Origin of the sequence: Sphingomicrobium aestuariivivum (assembly GCF_024721585.1) — a bacterium.
Taxonomy (GTDB): domain Bacteria; phylum Pseudomonadota; class Alphaproteobacteria; order Sphingomonadales; family Sphingomonadaceae; genus Sphingomicrobium; species Sphingomicrobium aestuariivivum.
Genome location: NZ_CP102629.1, coordinates 435,130 through 450,562 on the forward strand (window position 1 = coordinate 435,130; position 15,433 = coordinate 450,562).

The 15,433-nt window shown below is 66.3% G+C and carries 16 protein-coding genes; 6 read left to right on the forward strand and 10 right to left on the reverse strand.

From position 1 onward, the window contains the following. Complete coding sequence (locus NUW81_RS02090; protein ID WP_245109919.1) at positions 1–1,392, reverse strand: DNA recombination protein RmuC; 1,392 nt, start codon at positions 1,390–1,392, stop codon at positions 1–3. A gap of 191 nt (positions 1,393–1,583) precedes the next feature. Between NUW81_RS02090 and NUW81_RS02095 the strand changes: the two genes are divergently transcribed. Then, the gene (locus NUW81_RS02095) at positions 1,584–1,976 is read left to right on the forward strand and encodes a four-helix bundle copper-binding protein (RefSeq protein WP_245109922.1); all 393 of its coding nucleotides are present in this window, start codon (positions 1,584–1,586) and stop codon (positions 1,974–1,976) included. 54 nt (positions 1,977–2,030) lie between these two features. On the opposite strand, the gene def is transcribed toward NUW81_RS02095, so the two are convergent. Beyond that, complete coding sequence (def, locus tag NUW81_RS02100) at positions 2,031–2,567, reverse strand: peptide deformylase (RefSeq protein ID WP_245109924.1); 537 nt, start codon at positions 2,565–2,567, stop codon at positions 2,031–2,033. Positions 2,568–2,610: 43 nt separating this feature from the next. Further along, positions 2,611–3,207 (reverse strand): recombination mediator RecR, encoded by a 597-nt coding sequence (recR, locus tag NUW81_RS02105; RefSeq protein ID WP_245109926.1) that lies wholly within the window; start codon positions 3,205–3,207, stop codon positions 2,611–2,613. Positions 3,208–3,256: 49 nt separating this feature from the next. Between recR and fmt the strand changes: the two genes are divergently transcribed. Together fmt and truA are read left to right on the forward strand one after the other, a co-directional pair. Next, positions 3,257–4,162 carry a methionyl-tRNA formyltransferase gene (gene fmt / locus NUW81_RS02110; RefSeq protein WP_245109928.1) on the forward strand — a complete coding sequence of 302 codons (906 nt, stop codon included), beginning with the start codon at positions 3,257–3,259 and terminating at the stop codon, positions 4,160–4,162. Then, entirely contained in the window at positions 4,159–4,905 is a 747-nt protein-coding gene (truA, locus tag NUW81_RS02115; RefSeq protein WP_245109930.1) for a tRNA pseudouridine(38-40) synthase TruA, read from the forward strand. Before fmt ends, truA begins: the two co-directional genes overlap by 4 nt. Here truA and NUW81_RS02120 read toward each other — a convergent pair. After that, complete coding sequence (locus tag NUW81_RS02120) at positions 4,902–6,137, reverse strand: pyridoxal-dependent decarboxylase, exosortase A system-associated (protein ID WP_376741955.1); 1,236 nt, start codon at positions 6,135–6,137, stop codon at positions 4,902–4,904. The genes truA and NUW81_RS02120 overlap by 4 nt on opposite strands. After that, entirely contained in the window at positions 6,134–7,588 is a 1,455-nt protein-coding gene (locus NUW81_RS02125) for an AMP-binding protein (RefSeq protein ID WP_245109934.1), read from the reverse strand. The genes NUW81_RS02120 and NUW81_RS02125 overlap by 4 nt, the downstream gene beginning before the upstream one ends. A 60-nt stretch (positions 7,589–7,648) precedes the next feature. Here NUW81_RS02125 and NUW81_RS02130 point away from each other — a divergent pair, with 60 nt between their 5' ends. Beyond that, a complete protein-coding gene (locus NUW81_RS02130; RefSeq protein ID WP_245109937.1) occupies positions 7,649–7,945 on the forward strand; it encodes an acyl carrier protein in 297 nt (98 codons plus the stop codon). 56 nt (positions 7,946–8,001) lie between these two features. Here the strand turns inward: NUW81_RS02130 and trxB are convergent, their stop codons facing one another. The 5 genes from trxB to tpiA all read right to left on the reverse strand — a co-directional run bounded on the left by trxB (position 8,002) and on the right by tpiA (position 12,733). Further along, entirely contained in the window at positions 8,002–8,970 is a 969-nt protein-coding gene (trxB, locus tag NUW81_RS02135; protein WP_245109940.1) for a thioredoxin-disulfide reductase, read from the reverse strand. Between the two features lie 36 nt (positions 8,971–9,006). Next, positions 9,007–10,641, reverse strand: a complete 1,635-nt coding sequence (gene pyrG, locus NUW81_RS02140) for a CTP synthase (protein ID WP_245109943.1) — start codon at positions 10,639–10,641, stop codon at positions 9,007–9,009. Between the two features lie 106 nt (positions 10,642–10,747). Then, the gene (gene secG, locus NUW81_RS02145) at positions 10,748–11,092 is read right to left on the reverse strand and encodes a preprotein translocase subunit SecG (protein ID WP_245109946.1); all 345 of its coding nucleotides are present in this window, start codon (positions 11,090–11,092) and stop codon (positions 10,748–10,750) included. 195 nt (positions 11,093–11,287) lie between these two features. Then, positions 11,288–11,893 (reverse strand): hypothetical protein, encoded by a 606-nt coding sequence (locus tag NUW81_RS02150; RefSeq protein ID WP_245109949.1) that lies wholly within the window; start codon positions 11,891–11,893, stop codon positions 11,288–11,290. An 81-nt stretch (positions 11,894–11,974) separates the two neighbouring features. After that, the gene (gene tpiA / locus NUW81_RS02155; RefSeq protein WP_245109952.1) at positions 11,975–12,733 is read right to left on the reverse strand and encodes a triose-phosphate isomerase; all 759 of its coding nucleotides are present in this window, start codon (positions 12,731–12,733) and stop codon (positions 11,975–11,977) included. A gap of 174 nt (positions 12,734–12,907) precedes the next feature. On the opposite strand from tpiA, the gene NUW81_RS02160 reads away from it, so the two are divergent. Further along, entirely contained in the window at positions 12,908–14,851 is a 1,944-nt protein-coding gene (locus tag NUW81_RS02160; protein ID WP_245109955.1) for a peptidylprolyl isomerase, read from the forward strand. Continuing rightward, positions 14,851–15,432, forward strand: coding sequence for an anthranilate synthase component II (locus NUW81_RS02165; RefSeq protein ID WP_245113633.1), 582 nt, complete (start codon positions 14,851–14,853; stop codon positions 15,430–15,432). Before NUW81_RS02160 ends, NUW81_RS02165 begins: the two co-directional genes overlap by 1 nt. Position 15,433: the final 1 nt, after the last annotated feature.

Genomic DNA, 15,433 nt, shown 5'->3' on the forward strand with positions numbered 1-15,433 from the left:
TTACGCCGATTTCTTCTGCGCCTCGTTGAGGCCGCCGACCAGCTTGGCGAGTCCGCGCGGGCTCACCTCGACCTGCCCCGGATCGGCCAGTTCCTTGGCCGATGACGCCCCATAATCCTCGAAACGCTTGGCCTGCGTGAGCACCTGGCTCTCGAAGCTGCCGACCATCTTGTTGAAGGCGTTGTTGGTGCGCGTGAGGTTGGTCTGCATCGAGACGATATGCTCGGCCAGCGTGGCGATGCGGCTGTGCAATTCCTTGCCCAGTCCCGCGATGGCGCCCGCTTCCTTGGCGAGCTTTTCCTGCCGCCAGACGCTGGCGACGGTGCGCGCGATGGCGACGAGGTTGGTCGGCGTGGCGAGCAGCACCTTGCGCTCGAACGCCCAGTCCCAGAGGCTGTTGTCCTGTTCGAGCGCGGCGGTCAGGAAATGCTCGCCCGGCACGAACATGATGACATAGTCGGCGCTGTCCTCGAACTGCGACCAATAGGCTTTTGAACCAAGCTGTTGCGCGTGGTTCTTGAGGCTCGCGAGATGCTGCGCGAGATGCGCCTGCCGCTTGTCGTCATCGACCTCGTCGGCGGCATCGAGATAGGAGTTGAGCGAACATTTGGCATCGATGATCAGCTGGCGCCCGCCCGGCAGGTTGACGACCGCGTCGGGACGCAGCTTGCCATCCTCGCCCTCGACCGACACCTCGGTCTTGAAGTCGATATGCTGGCTGAGCCCCGCCTGTTCGAGGACATTCTCGAGCGTCTTCTCACCCCAGCGCCCGCGCGCCTTGGGCTGGGCGCGCAGCGCGTTGACGAGGTTGCGCGCCTCGTCGCGCACGAGCCCCTGCCCCTGCTTCACTTCCTCGACCACCGCCTTGAGGCCCGAATAGGCGCTGAGGCGGTCGCTCTCGACCTTTTCGATCTTTTCCTGCTGCTTGGCGAGCAGCTCCTTGAGCGGGCCGACGAGCTGGGTGAGCTTGGCCTCGTTCTTCTGGTCGGCCTCGTTGAAGCGGTTCTGCGCTTTCTCGAGGAATTCCTTGTGCGCCTTGTCGAGCATGGTGTCACCGATCTCGCGGAACTGGCTCACCAGCTTGTCCTTCGTCGCCTCGAGATCGCGGATGCGCTCCTCGACGTGGCGCTTGTCGGATTCGTGGACGGCGTTCTTCTGCATCGCCTCGTCGCGCTCGGCGGTGACCGCCTCGAGCAGCGACTTCAATTCGTTCATGCGCTTGTTTTCTTCCCGGAGGATGGCGACTTCCTGGTCGCTATCCACCACCCGCTGCTGCAGGTAATCGGCCTGGTCCTGCATCGCCTTCAATCCTCGCTGCGAGAAGTGCCAGCCGGCAGCAAGACCGCCCCCAAGGCAGACGATGGCGACGAGCGCGATGATCAGCGCATCCATGGAAATTTCCCCTTAACCCCGAACGGTATCTGCCTAAGGCCTAACCCTTTCCGCTTCATTTCCAAAATCCAATTTGGGTTAAATGACGGCGCGATAACCCTTTTTCCCCATGCGGGTGAAAAAGCGCGGCTTTTGCGGGAACCCCGCCCCCCTCTCCATCGTCGATCCCGGGAACAGGAGGGAGAAATTTCATGTCGATCCGCAAGATGATTTCCTATCACCCCGATGTGGCTGGCCATAATAACGAGCCGCTCGGCGATGCCGTCCATCACGCCATGTATTGCGCGATGATGTGCATGAGCTGCGCCGATGCCTGCTCGGCCGAGGAAATGGACATGACGCAGTGCGTGCGCACCTGTTCGGACTGTTCGGACGTGTGTACCGCCACCGCCCGCCTCGGCGCGCGCCGCTCGGGCACCAACGAGGCGGTGCTGAAAGACATGCTCGAACTGTGCGCGCGCGTCTGCGATGCCTGTGCGCGCGAGTGCGAGGGGCATGACAATCCGCATTGCACGCTGTGCGCGCAGATCTGCCGCGAATGTGCCGAGGATTGCCGCAAGGCGGCGCAGACGATCAGCGCCTGAGCACCGTCGCTAGCCAATAAAAAAGCCCCGGTGGAAGCCGGGGCTTTTCTCGTTTTACGCGGCAACGCGGCCGGTCTTGCGCATCTTGGCTAGCTTCTTCAGCACCATGTCGCGCTTCAGCTTGGACAGGTGATCGATGAAGAGCACGCCTTCGAGATGGTCCATCTCGTGCTGGAGGCACACCGCGAGGAGACCGTCGATCTCTTCTTCATACTGCTTGCCATTCTCGTCGAGCCAGCGCGCCTTGATGCGGTCAGGACGCATGACGTCGGCGAACTGCTCGGGCACCGACAGGCAGCCTTCGGTATAGGGGATGTCATTCTCCGAGGTCTCGAGAATCTCGGGGTTGATGAAGACACGGGGATCCTTGACCGGCTCGCCGCCCTCCTCTTCCGGCTCCTGGAGGTCGATCACGAGGATGCGGATGGGATGCCCGACCTGCACCGCCGCCAGCCCGATGCCGGGGGCGTCATACATGGTCTCGAACATGTCCTCGATGAGCTTGCGATGCTCGTCGGTGACTTCCGCGACGGGCTTCGAAATCTGCCGGAGCATGGGGTCCGGGGTCTCGTAGATCGGTAGAATGGCCATGGCGGCTATCTAGGAGCGAAACGCCCCGATTTCAAGCAAATGACTAGGCGACGGGACGACGAAGGCGAAGCGCCTGTGCGAGCGTGCCTTCGTCGAGATAGTCGAGTTCGCCGCCGACCGGCATGCCGCTGGCGAGCTGGGTGATGCGCAAGGGGAAGCTCTCCAGCCGCTCGGCGAGATAATGGGCGGTGGTCTGCCCTTCCAAGGTGGCGTTCATGGCGAGGACGACTTCCTCGACCCCGCCTGCCTCGATGCGCGCGACGAGCTTGTCGATGGCGAGGTCCTCAGGCCGCACGCCGTCGAGGGCGGACAGCCTTCCGCCGAGGACGTGGAACTTGCCGGGGAAGAGCTTGGAGCGGTCGAGTGCCCACAGGTCGGCGACTTCCTCGACGACGCAGAGCGATTTCTCGTCGCGGCGCGGGTCGGTGCAGATGCCGCACGGATTGTGCGTGTCGACATTGCCGCAGATGTCGCAGGTCTCGAGCGTGTCGGACACGGTCTCGAGCGCCTTCAACAGCGGCACGAGGCTGGTTTCGCGCTTCTTGATGAGGTGCAGCACCGCGCGCCGCGCCGAGCGCGGTCCGAGACCCGGGAGCCGGGCGAGCGCCTGGGTAAGCGCGTCGAGTTCGGGCGATGCCATGGCAAAAGGACATAGGAAAAGCTTTGGCAATGCGCCATAGGCTGCGGTCATGCGTGTCATCATGATGGGAAGTCCCGATTTCGCCGTGCCCACCCTCGACGCCATCGTCGCGGGTGGTCATGAGGTCGTCGCCGTCTACAGCCAGCCGCCCCGCCCGTCGGGTCGCGGCAAGAAGGAACAGCCGACCGCGGTGCATGCGCGTGCCGATGAACTCGGCATAACCGTGTTCACGCCGAAGTCGCTGAGGAAGCCCGAACCGCAGGCGCAATTTTCCGCGCATGAGGCCGATGTGGCGATCGTCGCCGCCTATGGCCTGATCCTGCCGCAGGCGGTGCTCGACATGCCGAGGCTCGGCTGCGTCAATGTGCATGGCTCGCTCCTGCCGCGCTGGCGCGGCGCGGCGCCCGTGCAGCGCGCGATCATGGCGGGCGACGAGACGACCGGCATTACGCTCATGCAGATGGAAGCGGGGCTCGACACGGGGCCGATGCTGATGAAGCGCGAGACGCCCGTCGCCGACAAGGACGCCGCCGCGCTCACGCACGAACTGGCGCATATGGGCGCGGAGATGGTCGCCGAATGGCTTGGCCAGCCCGAAGCCTTCACCGCCGAGCCGCAGCCCGAGGACGGCGTCACCTATGCCGCCAAGATCGACAAGGCCGAGGCCCGCGTCGACTGGTCGAAGCCCGCGGCGGAGGTGCAGCGCCACATCCAGGGCCTCTCCCCCTTCCCCGGCGCGTGGACCGAACATGAGGGCACGCGGATCAAGCTGCTCGCCGCCGAGCCTACGGACGGCAGCGGTGCCCCCGGCACGGTGCTCGACGATGCGTTGGCCATTGCCTGTGGTGACGGCGCGGTGCGGATCCTGCGCGCCCAGCGGGCGGGCAAGGGGGCGCAGGAAACCGAGGTGCTGCTGCGCGGCTACCCCATCGCCAAGGGCGACACGCTAACGTGACCCGTTGGCGTCTCACGGTCGAGTTCGACGGCGGCCCCTTCATGGGCTGGCAGCGGCAGGATCACGGCCCCTCGGTGCAGCAGAGCATCGAGGAAGCGATCACCCGCATGACGGGCGAGGAGGCGCGGCTCCATTGTGCGGGCCGCACCGATGCCGGCGTCCACGGCCTCGCCATGACCGCGCATGTCGACGTCGAGAAGCATGTCACGGGTTTTCGCCTGTGCGAGGGGCTCAATGCCCTGCTCCGCCCCGACCCCGTCGCCATCCTGTCGGCCGAGCCGGTCGATGACGGCTGGCATGCGCGCTTCAGCTGCATCGGGCGGCGCTATCTCTATCGCATCCTCAACCGCCGCGCCCCGCCGACGCTCCTCAAGGGCAAGGTGTGGCACGTGCCCCAGGAGCTCGATGTCGAGGCGATGGCCGAGGCCGCGAAGCATCTCGAGGGCTTCCACGACTTCACCACCTTCCGCTCGGTCAATTGCCAGAGCCAAAGCCCCGAGAAGACTCTCGACAGCCTCGAGGTCGCCCGTGTCGGCGAGGAAGTGCATTTCCGCGTCGCCGCGCGCAGCTTCCTCCACCACCAGGTGCGCTCGATGGTCGGCACGCTGAGCCTCGTCGGCAAGGGGCAATGGACGCCCGGGGACGTCCGCCACGCGCTGGAGGCGAAGGACCGGCAGGAACTGGGGCTCAATGCGCCGCCTGACGGGCTCTACTTCGTCGAGGCGATCTACCCCGAAGCCTAGCCCTTCGACTGGGCGAGCATCTCGAGCGCCTTGGGCTGCGAGAGGAAGTCGTGCGGGCTGGCCGTGAGGCCGTAGGCCCCTGCGCAGAAGATGGCGATCACGTCGCCGACCTGCGTATCGGCGGGCAGCGCCACTTGGTCGCCCAAGAGGTCGAGCGGGGTGCACAGGCGGCCGACCACATTCATCACTGTATCCGCCTCCTCGGTCATGCGGCTGGCATTGATGACGGGATAGTTGCGGCGGAGGAACTGGCCGAAATTGCCGGTCGCGGCGAGCATGTGCTGCAAGCCCCCGTCGGTGGTGGCAAAAATCTGGCCGCCGCTTTCCTTCATGTCGAGGATGCGGGTGAGATAGACGCCCGCCTCGCCGACCAGCCAGCGGCCGAGTTCGATGATGAGCTTCGTGTCGGCAAAGCTGCCGGGCAGGCCTTTCAGCGCCTGTGCGAGCCCGTCGCCGATGACGCGGAGCGATAGCGGGGTTTCGCCCGAATAATAGGGAATGCCGAAGCCGCCGCCGAGGTTGACCTCGGCGGGGATCACGCCGGTCTTCCCGGTCAGTTCGACGACGAGATCGAGCGTGGCCTTCTGCGCGGCGACAATGGCGTCCTCCGACAGGCTCTGCGAACCCGCATAGACATGATAGCCGCGAAAATCGCAGTCCTGGTCGACGAGATAGGCGACAAGGTTGGGCACCCGCTCGGCATCGACCCCGAAGGCCGAGGCGAGCCCGCCCATCTTCATCCCCGCGCCCTTCAGGAGGAAGGGCGGGTTCACGCGGATGGCGACCTTGGGGCGGATGCCGATATGGGTCGCGACATCGCACAGGCGCTGTGCTTCGCCTTCGCTCTCGACATGGACGACCGCGCCGGCGCGCAGCGCGGCCTCATGGTCGGCGATGCTCTTGCCGGGCCCCGCGATCGACTTGGGCAGGTCGTGATGCGCCACCCGCGCGATCTCCCCGCGCGAGGCGAGGTCAAAACCGTCGACCAGCGCTGCCATCCTGTCGAGTAGCGGGCCGAAGGGGTTGGACTTGACCGCATAATGGAGCGCGATGCGGGACGGCATGGCGGCGCGGAAGGCGGCAACCTGTGCCTCGACGCGCTCGACGTCGTAGAGGAACAGCGGGGTGCCGCCCGCTTTCTCGATCCAATAACCGACGGGGTGCCGCTCGATCTCGAGCGCACCGTTGGGCGCAGGCACGAAGCCCGCCGGAATGCCCCCCATTGCCTTCAAACCATGTCCTCCAGTGCTTTGCGGTCGACCTTGCCGGTCGCGCCTTTGGGAAAGGCCTCATGCCACAGGATGCGCCTCGGTGCGAAGTGGGCAGGTGCGGCATGCCGGAAATGGGACAGAAGCGCGGCATCGTCGCCATCGCCAACGGCGTGGAGGATGATGGCGGCGCCGAGGGTTTCTTCGGGCATCGCGGTCACCGCGGCCTCGCGCACGCCGGGGGCGGCCAGCGCGATTTCCTCCACCTCGGTCGGGCTGAGGCGGTTGCCCGATACCTTGATCATCGCATCGGCGCGGGCACGGAAATGGAGGAGGCCCTCTTCGTCACGGATGAAGCGGTCGCCCGACCAGACCGCCGTGCCGCCATAGCGGCTGTGCGAGGGGGCGGGGCGGAAGCGCTGCGCGGTCTTCTCGGGGGCCTGCCAATAGCCCTGCGCGACGAGCGGGCCGGCCTGCACCAGTTCGCCTTCCTCGCCCGCATCGCAGGGGCTGCCGTCCTCGCGCACGACCATCAGCTCGGCATAAGGGATGGCGGTGCCGACGCTGCCCGGGTGGGTGTCGGCGAGGTCGGGGTCGAGGCTGGCGGCGCGAAAGGCCTCGGTGAGGCCGTACATGAGGTGGAGGCGCGCTTGCGGGAAGGCGGCGCGCAGCTGGCGGTAGAGCGGCTCGCTCATATGGCCACCGGTATTGGTGAGGGTGTCGAGGCTTTCCCCTGCCCCGTCCCAGTCGAGCGCCATCAGCTGGTGCCACAAGGGCGGAATCCCTGCGAGATAAGTGGCGCGGTGCTTTGCGACCGCCTTCTTGACGTCATTGGGCAGGAGATAGTCGAAGGGGATGGCGCAGCCACCCCCGCGCCATGTGGCGAGGAGCTGGTTCTGGCCATAGTCGAAGGCGAGCGGCATCACGCACAGGTTGCGCGTAGCCGGCGTGATCGCGGTGTAGTCGGCAACTGCCTCGGCGCCGTACCAGAGGTTGGCGTGGCTCAGCATCACGCCCTTGGGCGCGCCGGTCGAGCCCGAAGTGTAGAGTAGGGCAGCGAGGCTGTCGGGATCGTGCTCGGAGGGCGGCAGCGGGGCATTGTCGAGCGCCGCGGGGTCGAGCCACTGCGCCTCGGCATCGACCAGTTTTGCGCGGGCTTCGGGGGCGAGCAACAGCTTGGCGCCGCTGTCGGCGAGGATATGCGCGACTTGCGGCCCCTTGAGGACGGGGTTGATGGGCACATGCACCAGCCCAGCGCGGGCGGCGGCGAGCGGCATCAGGCAGGTGACGAGGCTCTTGCGGTCCCAGCTCGCGACGCGGTCGCCGGGCTCCATCCCATGCGTGAGGAGCCAGCCTGCGAGGCGTCCTACCATTGCCTCCAGCGCGGCATAGTCATGCGTTACCCCGCCGAGAATCAGCGCGGAGGCCTCGGGCGCTCCGAAGGTCGTGAGATGGTCTAGCGGCATTGCAGTCATCGCCCCTGCCCTAGCGTCAGTCTTGCGAAAAGCCCACGCTTTGCCTATCGGCGAGCCACCATGAGCGCACTTCAACAACCGCAGGACGCCCAGAGCGATGCCGCCACGGTCGATGCGACCGTCGCCGAGCTTCTCGTCGAGACCGTCGGCCTCGAGGCGAGCCAGGTCCAAGCCTTTGACGAAGCGTCGGAATTGTTCGGCGCGCTGCCCGAGTTCGACTCAATGGCGGTGGCGCAGTTCCTGACCGCGCTGGAAGAGCGCCTCGGCGTGCTCATCGAGGACGATGACGTGGATGCCGAGGATTTCCTAACCTACGGCCGCCTCATCGCCTTCGCGCGGCGCCTCGCGCTCGGCTAAAAGAAAAGCCCCCGCGGCAAGCGAGGGCTCTCCCTTATCTCTCGATGTGACGGCGCTTATTCCGCCGCAGCTTTCTCGGCGAACTCCAGCTCGGCGAGGTAGCGCTCGGCGTCGAGCGCGGCCATGCAGCCGGTGCCGGCGGCGGTGACCGCCTGGCGGTAATGCTTGTCCATCACGTCGCCGCAGGCATAGACGCCCGGCACGTTGGTGCGCGGGGTGCCGGGTTCGACGACGAGATAACCGTCGCTGTCGACCTCGAGCTTGCCCTTGAACAATTCCGTCGCGGGCGCATGGCCGATGGCGACGAAGGCACCTTCGCAGTCGACGCGGCTGACTTCGCCGGTCTTGGTCGATTTCACGTCGAGACCGACGAGCGCCTGCGGATCGCCGTCGAGGACGAACTCTTCCACCGTGTGATCCCAGAGAACGGTGATCTTCTCGTTGGCGAAGAGACGGTCCTGCAGGATCTTCTCGGCGCGAAGGCTGTCGCGGCGGTGGATCAGCGTGACGTCGTCACTGTGGTTGGTGAGGTACAGCGCTTCCTCGACCGCGGTGTTGCCGCCGCCGATGACCGCGACCTTCTTGCCGCGATAGAAGAAGCCGTCACAGGTGGCGCAGGCCGATGCGCCCTTGCCCTTGGCATGTTCTTCCGACGGCAGGCCGAGCCACTTGGCCTGCGCGCCCGTCGCGATGACGAGCGTGTCGCAGGTGTAGATGGTGCCGCTGTCGCCTTTCAGCGTGAAGGGACGCTTGGACACGTCGACTTCCATGATGTGGTCCCAGACGGGTTCGGCACCGACATTGACCGCCTGCGCCTTCATTTCCTCCATCAGCCAGGGCCCCTGGATGACGTCGCGGAAGCCGGGGTAATTCTCCACCTCGGTCGTGGTGGTGAGCTGGCCGCCGGGCTGGATGCCCTCGACGACGATCGGCTTCATGCCCGCGCGCGCGGCGTAGATGGCGGCGGTCCAGCCCGCAGGGCCCGACCCGAGGACGAGCATCTTGGAATGTTTGGTATCGGTCATGGATGCAAACCTATGAGCGGGTGCGCCCGCTTTCAACTAGACCAATCGGCTCTGTTCGAGCGCGGCGGCGATGAAGGAGGAGAAGAGCGGATGCGGGTCGAACGGCCGGCTCTTCAGCTCGGGGTGATATTGCACCCCGACGAACCAGTTGAGGTCGGGACGCTCGACGATCTCGGGCAGGCGCCCGTCGGGGCTCATGCCGCTGAACACGAGACCGCCCTTGGCGAGCTGGTCCATGTAATTGGCGTTGACCTCGTAGCGGTGGCGGTGGCGCTCGCTAATGTCGGTGGTGCCGTAGATGTCGGCGACCTTCGAATTGGGCGACAGTTTCGCAGGATAGGCGCCAAGGCGCATCGTCCCGCCAAGATCGCCCTCGGCCGAGCGCTGCTGGAGGCCTTCCTCGCTCATCCATTCGGTAATGAGGCCGATGATCGGTTCGCCCTCTTCGCCGAATTCGGAGGTGGTGGCCTTCTCGATGCCGGCCTCGGTGCGGGCGGCCTCGATGCAGGCCATCTGCATGCCGAGGCAGATGCCGAAGAAGGGGATGTTGCGCTTCTTGGCAAAGCTGATCGCGGCGATCTTGCCTTCCGACCCGCGCTCGCCGAAGCCGCCGGGCACGAGGATGCCGTGGAGCGGTTCGAGTTCGGCGACGAGATGCTCCTCGTCCCCCTCGAACAGTTCGGCGTCGATCCACTTGATGTTGACCTTCACCCGGTTGGCGAACCCGCCGTGGACGAGTGCCTCGCGGAGCGACTTGTAGGCGTCGGGCAGCGCGACATATTTGCCGACCACCCCGATCGTCACCTCCCCTTCCGGGTTGGAGATGCGGTCCTGGATGTCGAGCCAGGTGGTGAGGTCTGGCTTGGGCGCGTCGCCAAGGCCGAAGGCGCCGAGCACGGCGTCGTCGAGACCTTCCTTGTGATAGGCCATCGGCACGTCGTAGATCGAGCGCGCATCGAGCGCCTGGATGACCGCGCTTTCGGGCACGTTGCAGAAGAGTGCGATCTTGCGGCGCTCGTTGTCGGGCAGCGGATGCTCCGAGCGGCACAGCAGCACGTCGGGCTGGATGCCATAGCCGGTCATCTCGCGCACACTGTGCTGCGTGGGCTTGGTCTTCAGCTCGCCCGCGGCCGCGATGTACGGCACCAGCGTGGTGTGGACGAAGCAGACATTCTCGCGGCCGAGGTCGAAGCTCAGCTGGCGGAGCGCCTCGATGAAGGGCAGGCTCTCGATATCACCGATGGTGCCGCCGATCTCGCAGATGACGAAATCGAGGCCCTCGATGTCGCTGAGCGCGAATTCCTTGATCGCGTCGGTGACGTGCGGGACCACCTGGACGGTCGCGCCGAGATAGTCGCCGCGGCGCTCCTTGGCGATGATCGTCTGATAGATGCGCCCCGAGGTGACATTGTCGCTCTGGTGCGCCGACACGCCGGTAAAGCGTTCGTAGTGACCGAGATCGAGGTCGGTCTCGGCCCCGTCGTCGGTAACGAACACCTCGCCATGCTGGTAAGGGGACATCGTTCCCGGATCCACATTGAGATACGGGTCGAACTTGCGATTGCGGACCTTGTAGCCACGCGCCTGGAGGAGGGCACCCAAGGAGGCTGCCAACAGACCTTTGCCGAGCGAGGAGACCACGCCGCCAGTTACGAAAATAAACCGCGCCATGGGGGTGTTGCCTTAGGCATGAGTGGACCGGTGTGGCAAGCGCTCGAATCGCTGCCACGGCTAAAAAATTTGTCGAAAAGCGGGACAGGCCCGCTTTTTCGCCGCCTTACTGGGCGAGCGGAACGCCGTTTTCGGCAGGTGCCGGTTCGGCCGGTGCCGCAGGGGCTTCATCAGCCGCGACGGGCGCGGTTTCACCCACGAGGCTGGTGTCGAGGCCGCGCTCTTCATCGCGCGTCGCGGCGAGCGCGGCGAGCACGATCGACATGCCGATGAACAAGGTGGCGAGGATCGCGGTCGAACGCGACAGGAAATCGGCCTTGCCGCGCGCGGTCATGAGACCGGCGCTCGAGCCGCCGACGCCAAGACCGCCACCTTCCGAACGCTGCATCAGGATCGCGGACACGAGCGCGAGGGCGATCAGGGCCTGAACGACGAGAAGGAATTGGAACATGGGTCTGTGCGTCTTTCTGTCTCTTGGTCGCAGCGGGCGTGGGGGCGTACCGCCCTCCCCGTCGCGAAATCTCGCGCAGCGACCTAGCGGTCGGGCCGCGATTTTTCAATGGGCTTCACGCCTTAAGGACGAAGGGCCGGCAACCCTCCCCGGGTGCCGGCCCTTCCTTTGTAGCCCTAAGCTCTCGCTGGAGACTTAGTTGGCGCCTTCGGCACCCATGTCGTGACCGGCGTGCGGATCGGCCTCGGCGGTCGCTTCGCCTTCGGCTTCCACGGCGGCTTCGGCCTGAACTTCTTCCGGACGATCCACGGCACCGGCGATGAGGTCGGCGGCATTGTAGAGCGCGATCGCACCGTTGGCGTCCTTCTGGAGGCCGTTCACGGGAATGCGGATGACCTTGTCACCCTCGAGGCCGAGCTGGATATATTCGGCGGTGATTTCCTCGATGGTGGCGAATTCGACGCCAGCAACGTCCTTGACCGACTTGCCGACAGCGACCGAAGCTTCGGCGGCGGCGAGGTTGGCGTCGACCGCGGCGTTGAGTTCGGCAGCGCTCATGCCGAACAGGAGCTTGCCTTCGTTGGGCGTGAAGCTGGCGGCCGGGACCGGCACGTCATGCTTGTCGGTGCGGATGGTGATCAGCTGGTCATCGGCGGCGACGACCGTGCCGACCAGCGTCCCGTCGAGTTCGACGACCTGCATTCCGGTGGTCACACCGGCGGGCTGCGCGGCAACGGCCGGCGCCATCGGGGTCATCGCGACAAGCGCGGTAGCGGCAATAGCAGTCTTGAAGAACTTCATGGAAACCTTTCCCTTTGAATTGATTTGCGTTTTCTATCGAAACGCGCCTGAAGTCAGGCTGAATGGTTGGCAGAGGCCTCGTTAATCTTTCGTGACCTCGGCCGCGGCATGCACGATCGGCATGAAATCACTGGCAATCAGGCTCGCGCCCCCCACCAGCGCGCCATCGACACCGTCAATGGCGAAAATCTCCTTGGCATTGGAGCCCTTGACCGAGCCGCCATAGAGGATGCGGATCGAGGCGGCGCCGTCGCCATAGCGCTCGTCCAGCACCTTGCGGATGCGGCCATGCATCTTCTCGATATCCTCGGCGCTGGCGACCTTGCCGGTGCCGATGGCCCAGATCGGCTCATAGGCGATCGACAGGTGCACAGGGGCGGTGACCATGTCGGGCAGCGACTTCTCCAGCTGCTGCTGGACGAAGTTGAGCGCCTGTCCGGTCTCGCGCACCTTGAGGCTCTCGCCCACGCACAGGATCGTCTTCAACCCCGCATCGATCGCGAGCTCGGCCTTGTCGCGCACCTGCTCGTCGGTCTCGCCGAGCAGTTCGCGGCGCTCCGAATGGCCGACGATGGTGAGCTTGGCGCCCGCGTCCTTGACCATCGCCACCGACACCGAGCCGGTGAAGGCGCCTTTCTTCTCGTGGTGCACGTCCTGCGCGCCGATGAGGAAGCCGGGGCTTGCCGACACCGCGCGGGTGATGAGGGTGGCGGGCACGCACAGCGCGACCAGCACATTGTCGATCGTCTCGGTCTCGATCGAGATGCTCGTCACCTCGCCGAGTTCGGCACGGGTGCCATGCATCTTCCAGTTACCGGCGACAAACGGTCGTTTTGCCATTGCGTTACGCTCCCACCCCTCTCGTGAACGGCAAGGCCTCTAGCAGCAGGCCCGCCGCGATGACAAGTTGGGGTCGCCCCCGCGCGCGCCGCTGGCTTATTGAAACCCGCGCGTTGTGGCCCTAAAGCCTCGGGCGAACCCTATTCGCCTATCGAGCCCCGAGAGATCCATCCCATGTCGAAATTCCGCAACCTGTCGAAGTCGACAGTCGGGACCATTGCCCTGTTCGGTTTCCTGATCATCATTGTTGCCAGCTTCGCGCTGGCCGACCTGTCGAACTTCAACGTGGGTGGCGGCGGCGACGGCAGCCCGACGCTCGCCGAAGTGGGTGAGGAGGAAGTCACCGACCGCATGATGAGCGATGCGCTGCAGCGCCAGCTCGGCCTCGTGCGCCAGCAGAACCCCGAGGCGCTTTATTCGGATCTCGCGGGCGATTTCGACCCCATCCTCGAGGCGCTGATCGACGAGCGCGCGCTGGTGGCCTTCGCAAACGCCTACGACTTCTACGTCTCCAAGCGCCTGATCGACGCCGACATCTCGCGCCTGCCGGGCGTGGCCGGTCTCGACGGGCAGGTCACCGAGGCGAGCTACGGCGCCTTTCTCGCGCAGAACAACCTGACCGACGCCGAAGTGCGCCTGCTGATCGCCGCCGATATCCGCCAGCGCCTCATGGTCGCCCCCGTCGGCGCCGCGCAGCGCGTGCCCACCGGCATGGCGCAGGTCTATGCCTCGATGCTGCTCGAGACGCGCCGCGGCAATATCGCACTGGTCCCGACCGCGCCGATCGCGGCCACGCTCGACCCCAGCGCGGAAGAGGTCGCCACCTATTACGAGCAGAACAAGGTCCGCTACACCGTGCCCGAGCAGCGCGTCCTGCGTTTCGCGCGCTACGATGCCGCCACGCTCGAAGGCATCGCCGCGAGTGACGAAGAAATCGCCGCGGCGCTCGAAGCCCGCGCCGGCGAGATCGGCACCCGCGAGACCCGCATCATCAGCCAGGTCGTCGTGCCCGACCGCGAGACCGCCGACGAGATCGTCGCCCGCACCGCCACCATGAGCTTCGCCGAAGCGGTCGCGCCCGAGGGCTATAGCGCCGCCGACGTCTCGGTCGGGCCGCAGACGCTCGCCGAACTGCGCCAGCTTGCCGGTGACGCGGTCGCCGAGGCCGCCTTCGAGGCCGATGCCGACAGCCTCGTGGGCCCCGTCCGCTCGCCCTTCGGTTGGCACGTCGTCGCTGTCGGCGACGTCACCACCGAACAGGGCGTCGACGAGGGTGTGGCCCGCGCCGAGGCGCGCGAGGAAATCACCGCCGCCAAGCGCCGCAACGCGCTGCTCGACGCGATCGCCGACATCGAGGATGCGGTGCGCGACGGCGAGAGCTTTGCCGAGGTCGCCGAGCGCTTCGAACTCGTCGCCAGCGAAACCCCTGCCATCACCGCTACCGGCCGCGATCGGACCAACGCCGATTTCCGCATCCCCGAGAACCTTTCACCCGCGCTCGAGGCCGGGTTCGCGATGGCCGGCGGCGATGATCCCGAGGTCGTGCTGCTGGCCGACAATTCCAGCTTCGTGCTGGTCGATGTCGCCGACATCATCGATCCCGCCCCCGCCGCGCTCGACGGCATCGCGCAGCGCGTGCGCGCCGATTACATCCGCACCACCGCCGAGGCGCGTGCCAACGAACTGGCCAACGAGATCATCGCCGCGGTCCGCGAGGGCAGCTCGCTGGCCGATGCCGTGAGCGCGGTCGCGGAAAGCAGCGGCTTTGCCCTGCCCGCGCCCGAAAGCCCCGAGCTGACCCGTCTCGAGCTCGGCCAGTTCGGGGGCCAGCCCCCCGCCCCGCTCGCCATGCTGTTCCGCCTGTCGGAAGGTGCCACCCGCACCGTCGGCGATGCCGAACAGCGCGGCGTCTTCGTGGTCGAGCTGACCGAGATCGAACGCGGCAATGCGCTTTCGCGTCCCTCGCTCATCAGCCAGACGGCCGAAGCCTTCGCCCCGACGCTGGAGGGCGAGCTGCAGCAGCAGTTCCTCGCCGCGATCGAGCGTGAAGTCGGCGTCACCCGCGAGCCTGCCGCCATCGAGGCGACCCGCGCGCGCATCATCGGCGGGGGCAACTGATCCCCCGCCTGCTCGCGCTCGACAATCGCGACAGCTTCACCTTCACGCTCGTCGATTATCTGCGGCAGGCGGGCGCCGAGGTCGTCGTCACGCGCAGCGATGCCATGAGCGTCGAGAAGGCGCTCGCCGAGGGCCGCGACGGGATCATGGTCTCGCCCGGCCCGGGCACGCCCGAGGACGCAGGCATTTCGGTCGCTCTCGCCGCCGCCTGCATCGAGGCGCGGCGGCCTTACTTGGGAGTCTGTCTTGGTCACCAGGCACTGGCGCTGGCCTGTGGCAGCACCGTCGGGCGCGTGCCCCCCGTCCACGGCAAGGTCGCACATGTACGGCACGACGGCAGCGGCCTGTTCGCCGGCCTGCCCTCGCCGCTCGACATGACGCGCTACCATTCGCTCGCCGTGCCCGATCCCCGGCCCCCGCTCCTCGCCAATGCGTGGAACGAGGAGGGGCTGTGCATGGGGCTACGGCACGAGGCGGCGCCTGCGCACGGCGTCCAGTTCCACCCCGAGAGCATCGCCAGCAGCCACGGCCGCGCGCTGGTTGCCGCCTTTGTCGCTCTTTGCGGCCGCGAAACGGCTTGAC

Bases quoted from the DNA above. Each gene is read 5' to 3' on its own strand.
- NUW81_RS02125 (WP_245109934.1), bottom strand. From the start codon at position 7,588: ATGACTGCAATGCCGCTAGACCATCTCACGACCTTCGGAGCGCCCGAG.
- fmt (WP_245109928.1), top strand. From the start codon at position 3,257: ATGCGTGTCATCATGATGGGAAGTCCCGATTTCGCCGTGCCCACCCTC.
- tpiA (WP_245109952.1), bottom strand. From the start codon at position 12,733: ATGGCAAAACGACCGTTTGTCGCCGGTAACTGGAAGATGCATGGCACC.
- NUW81_RS02095 (WP_245109922.1), top strand. From the start codon at position 1,584: ATGTCGATCCGCAAGATGATTTCCTATCACCCCGATGTGGCTGGCCAT.
- NUW81_RS02130 (WP_245109937.1), top strand. From the start codon at position 7,649: ATGAGCGCACTTCAACAACCGCAGGACGCCCAGAGCGATGCCGCCACG.
- trxB (WP_245109940.1), bottom strand. From the start codon at position 8,970: ATGACCGATACCAAACATTCCAAGATGCTCGTCCTCGGGTCGGGCCCT.
- NUW81_RS02090 (WP_245109919.1), bottom strand. From the start codon at position 1,392: ATGGATGCGCTGATCATCGCGCTCGTCGCCATCGTCTGCCTTGGGGGC.
- NUW81_RS02150 (WP_245109949.1), bottom strand. From the start codon at position 11,893: ATGAAGTTCTTCAAGACTGCTATTGCCGCTACCGCGCTTGTCGCGATG.
- recR (WP_245109926.1), bottom strand. From the start codon at position 3,207: ATGGCATCGCCCGAACTCGACGCGCTTACCCAGGCGCTCGCCCGGCTC.
- NUW81_RS02160 (WP_245109955.1), top strand. From the start codon at position 12,908: ATGTCGAAATTCCGCAACCTGTCGAAGTCGACAGTCGGGACCATTGCC.
- pyrG (WP_245109943.1), bottom strand. From the start codon at position 10,641: ATGGCGCGGTTTATTTTCGTAACTGGCGGCGTGGTCTCCTCGCTCGGC.
- def (WP_245109924.1), bottom strand. From the start codon at position 2,567: ATGGCCATTCTACCGATCTACGAGACCCCGGACCCCATGCTCCGGCAG.
- secG (WP_245109946.1), bottom strand. From the start codon at position 11,092: ATGTTCCAATTCCTTCTCGTCGTTCAGGCCCTGATCGCCCTCGCGCTC.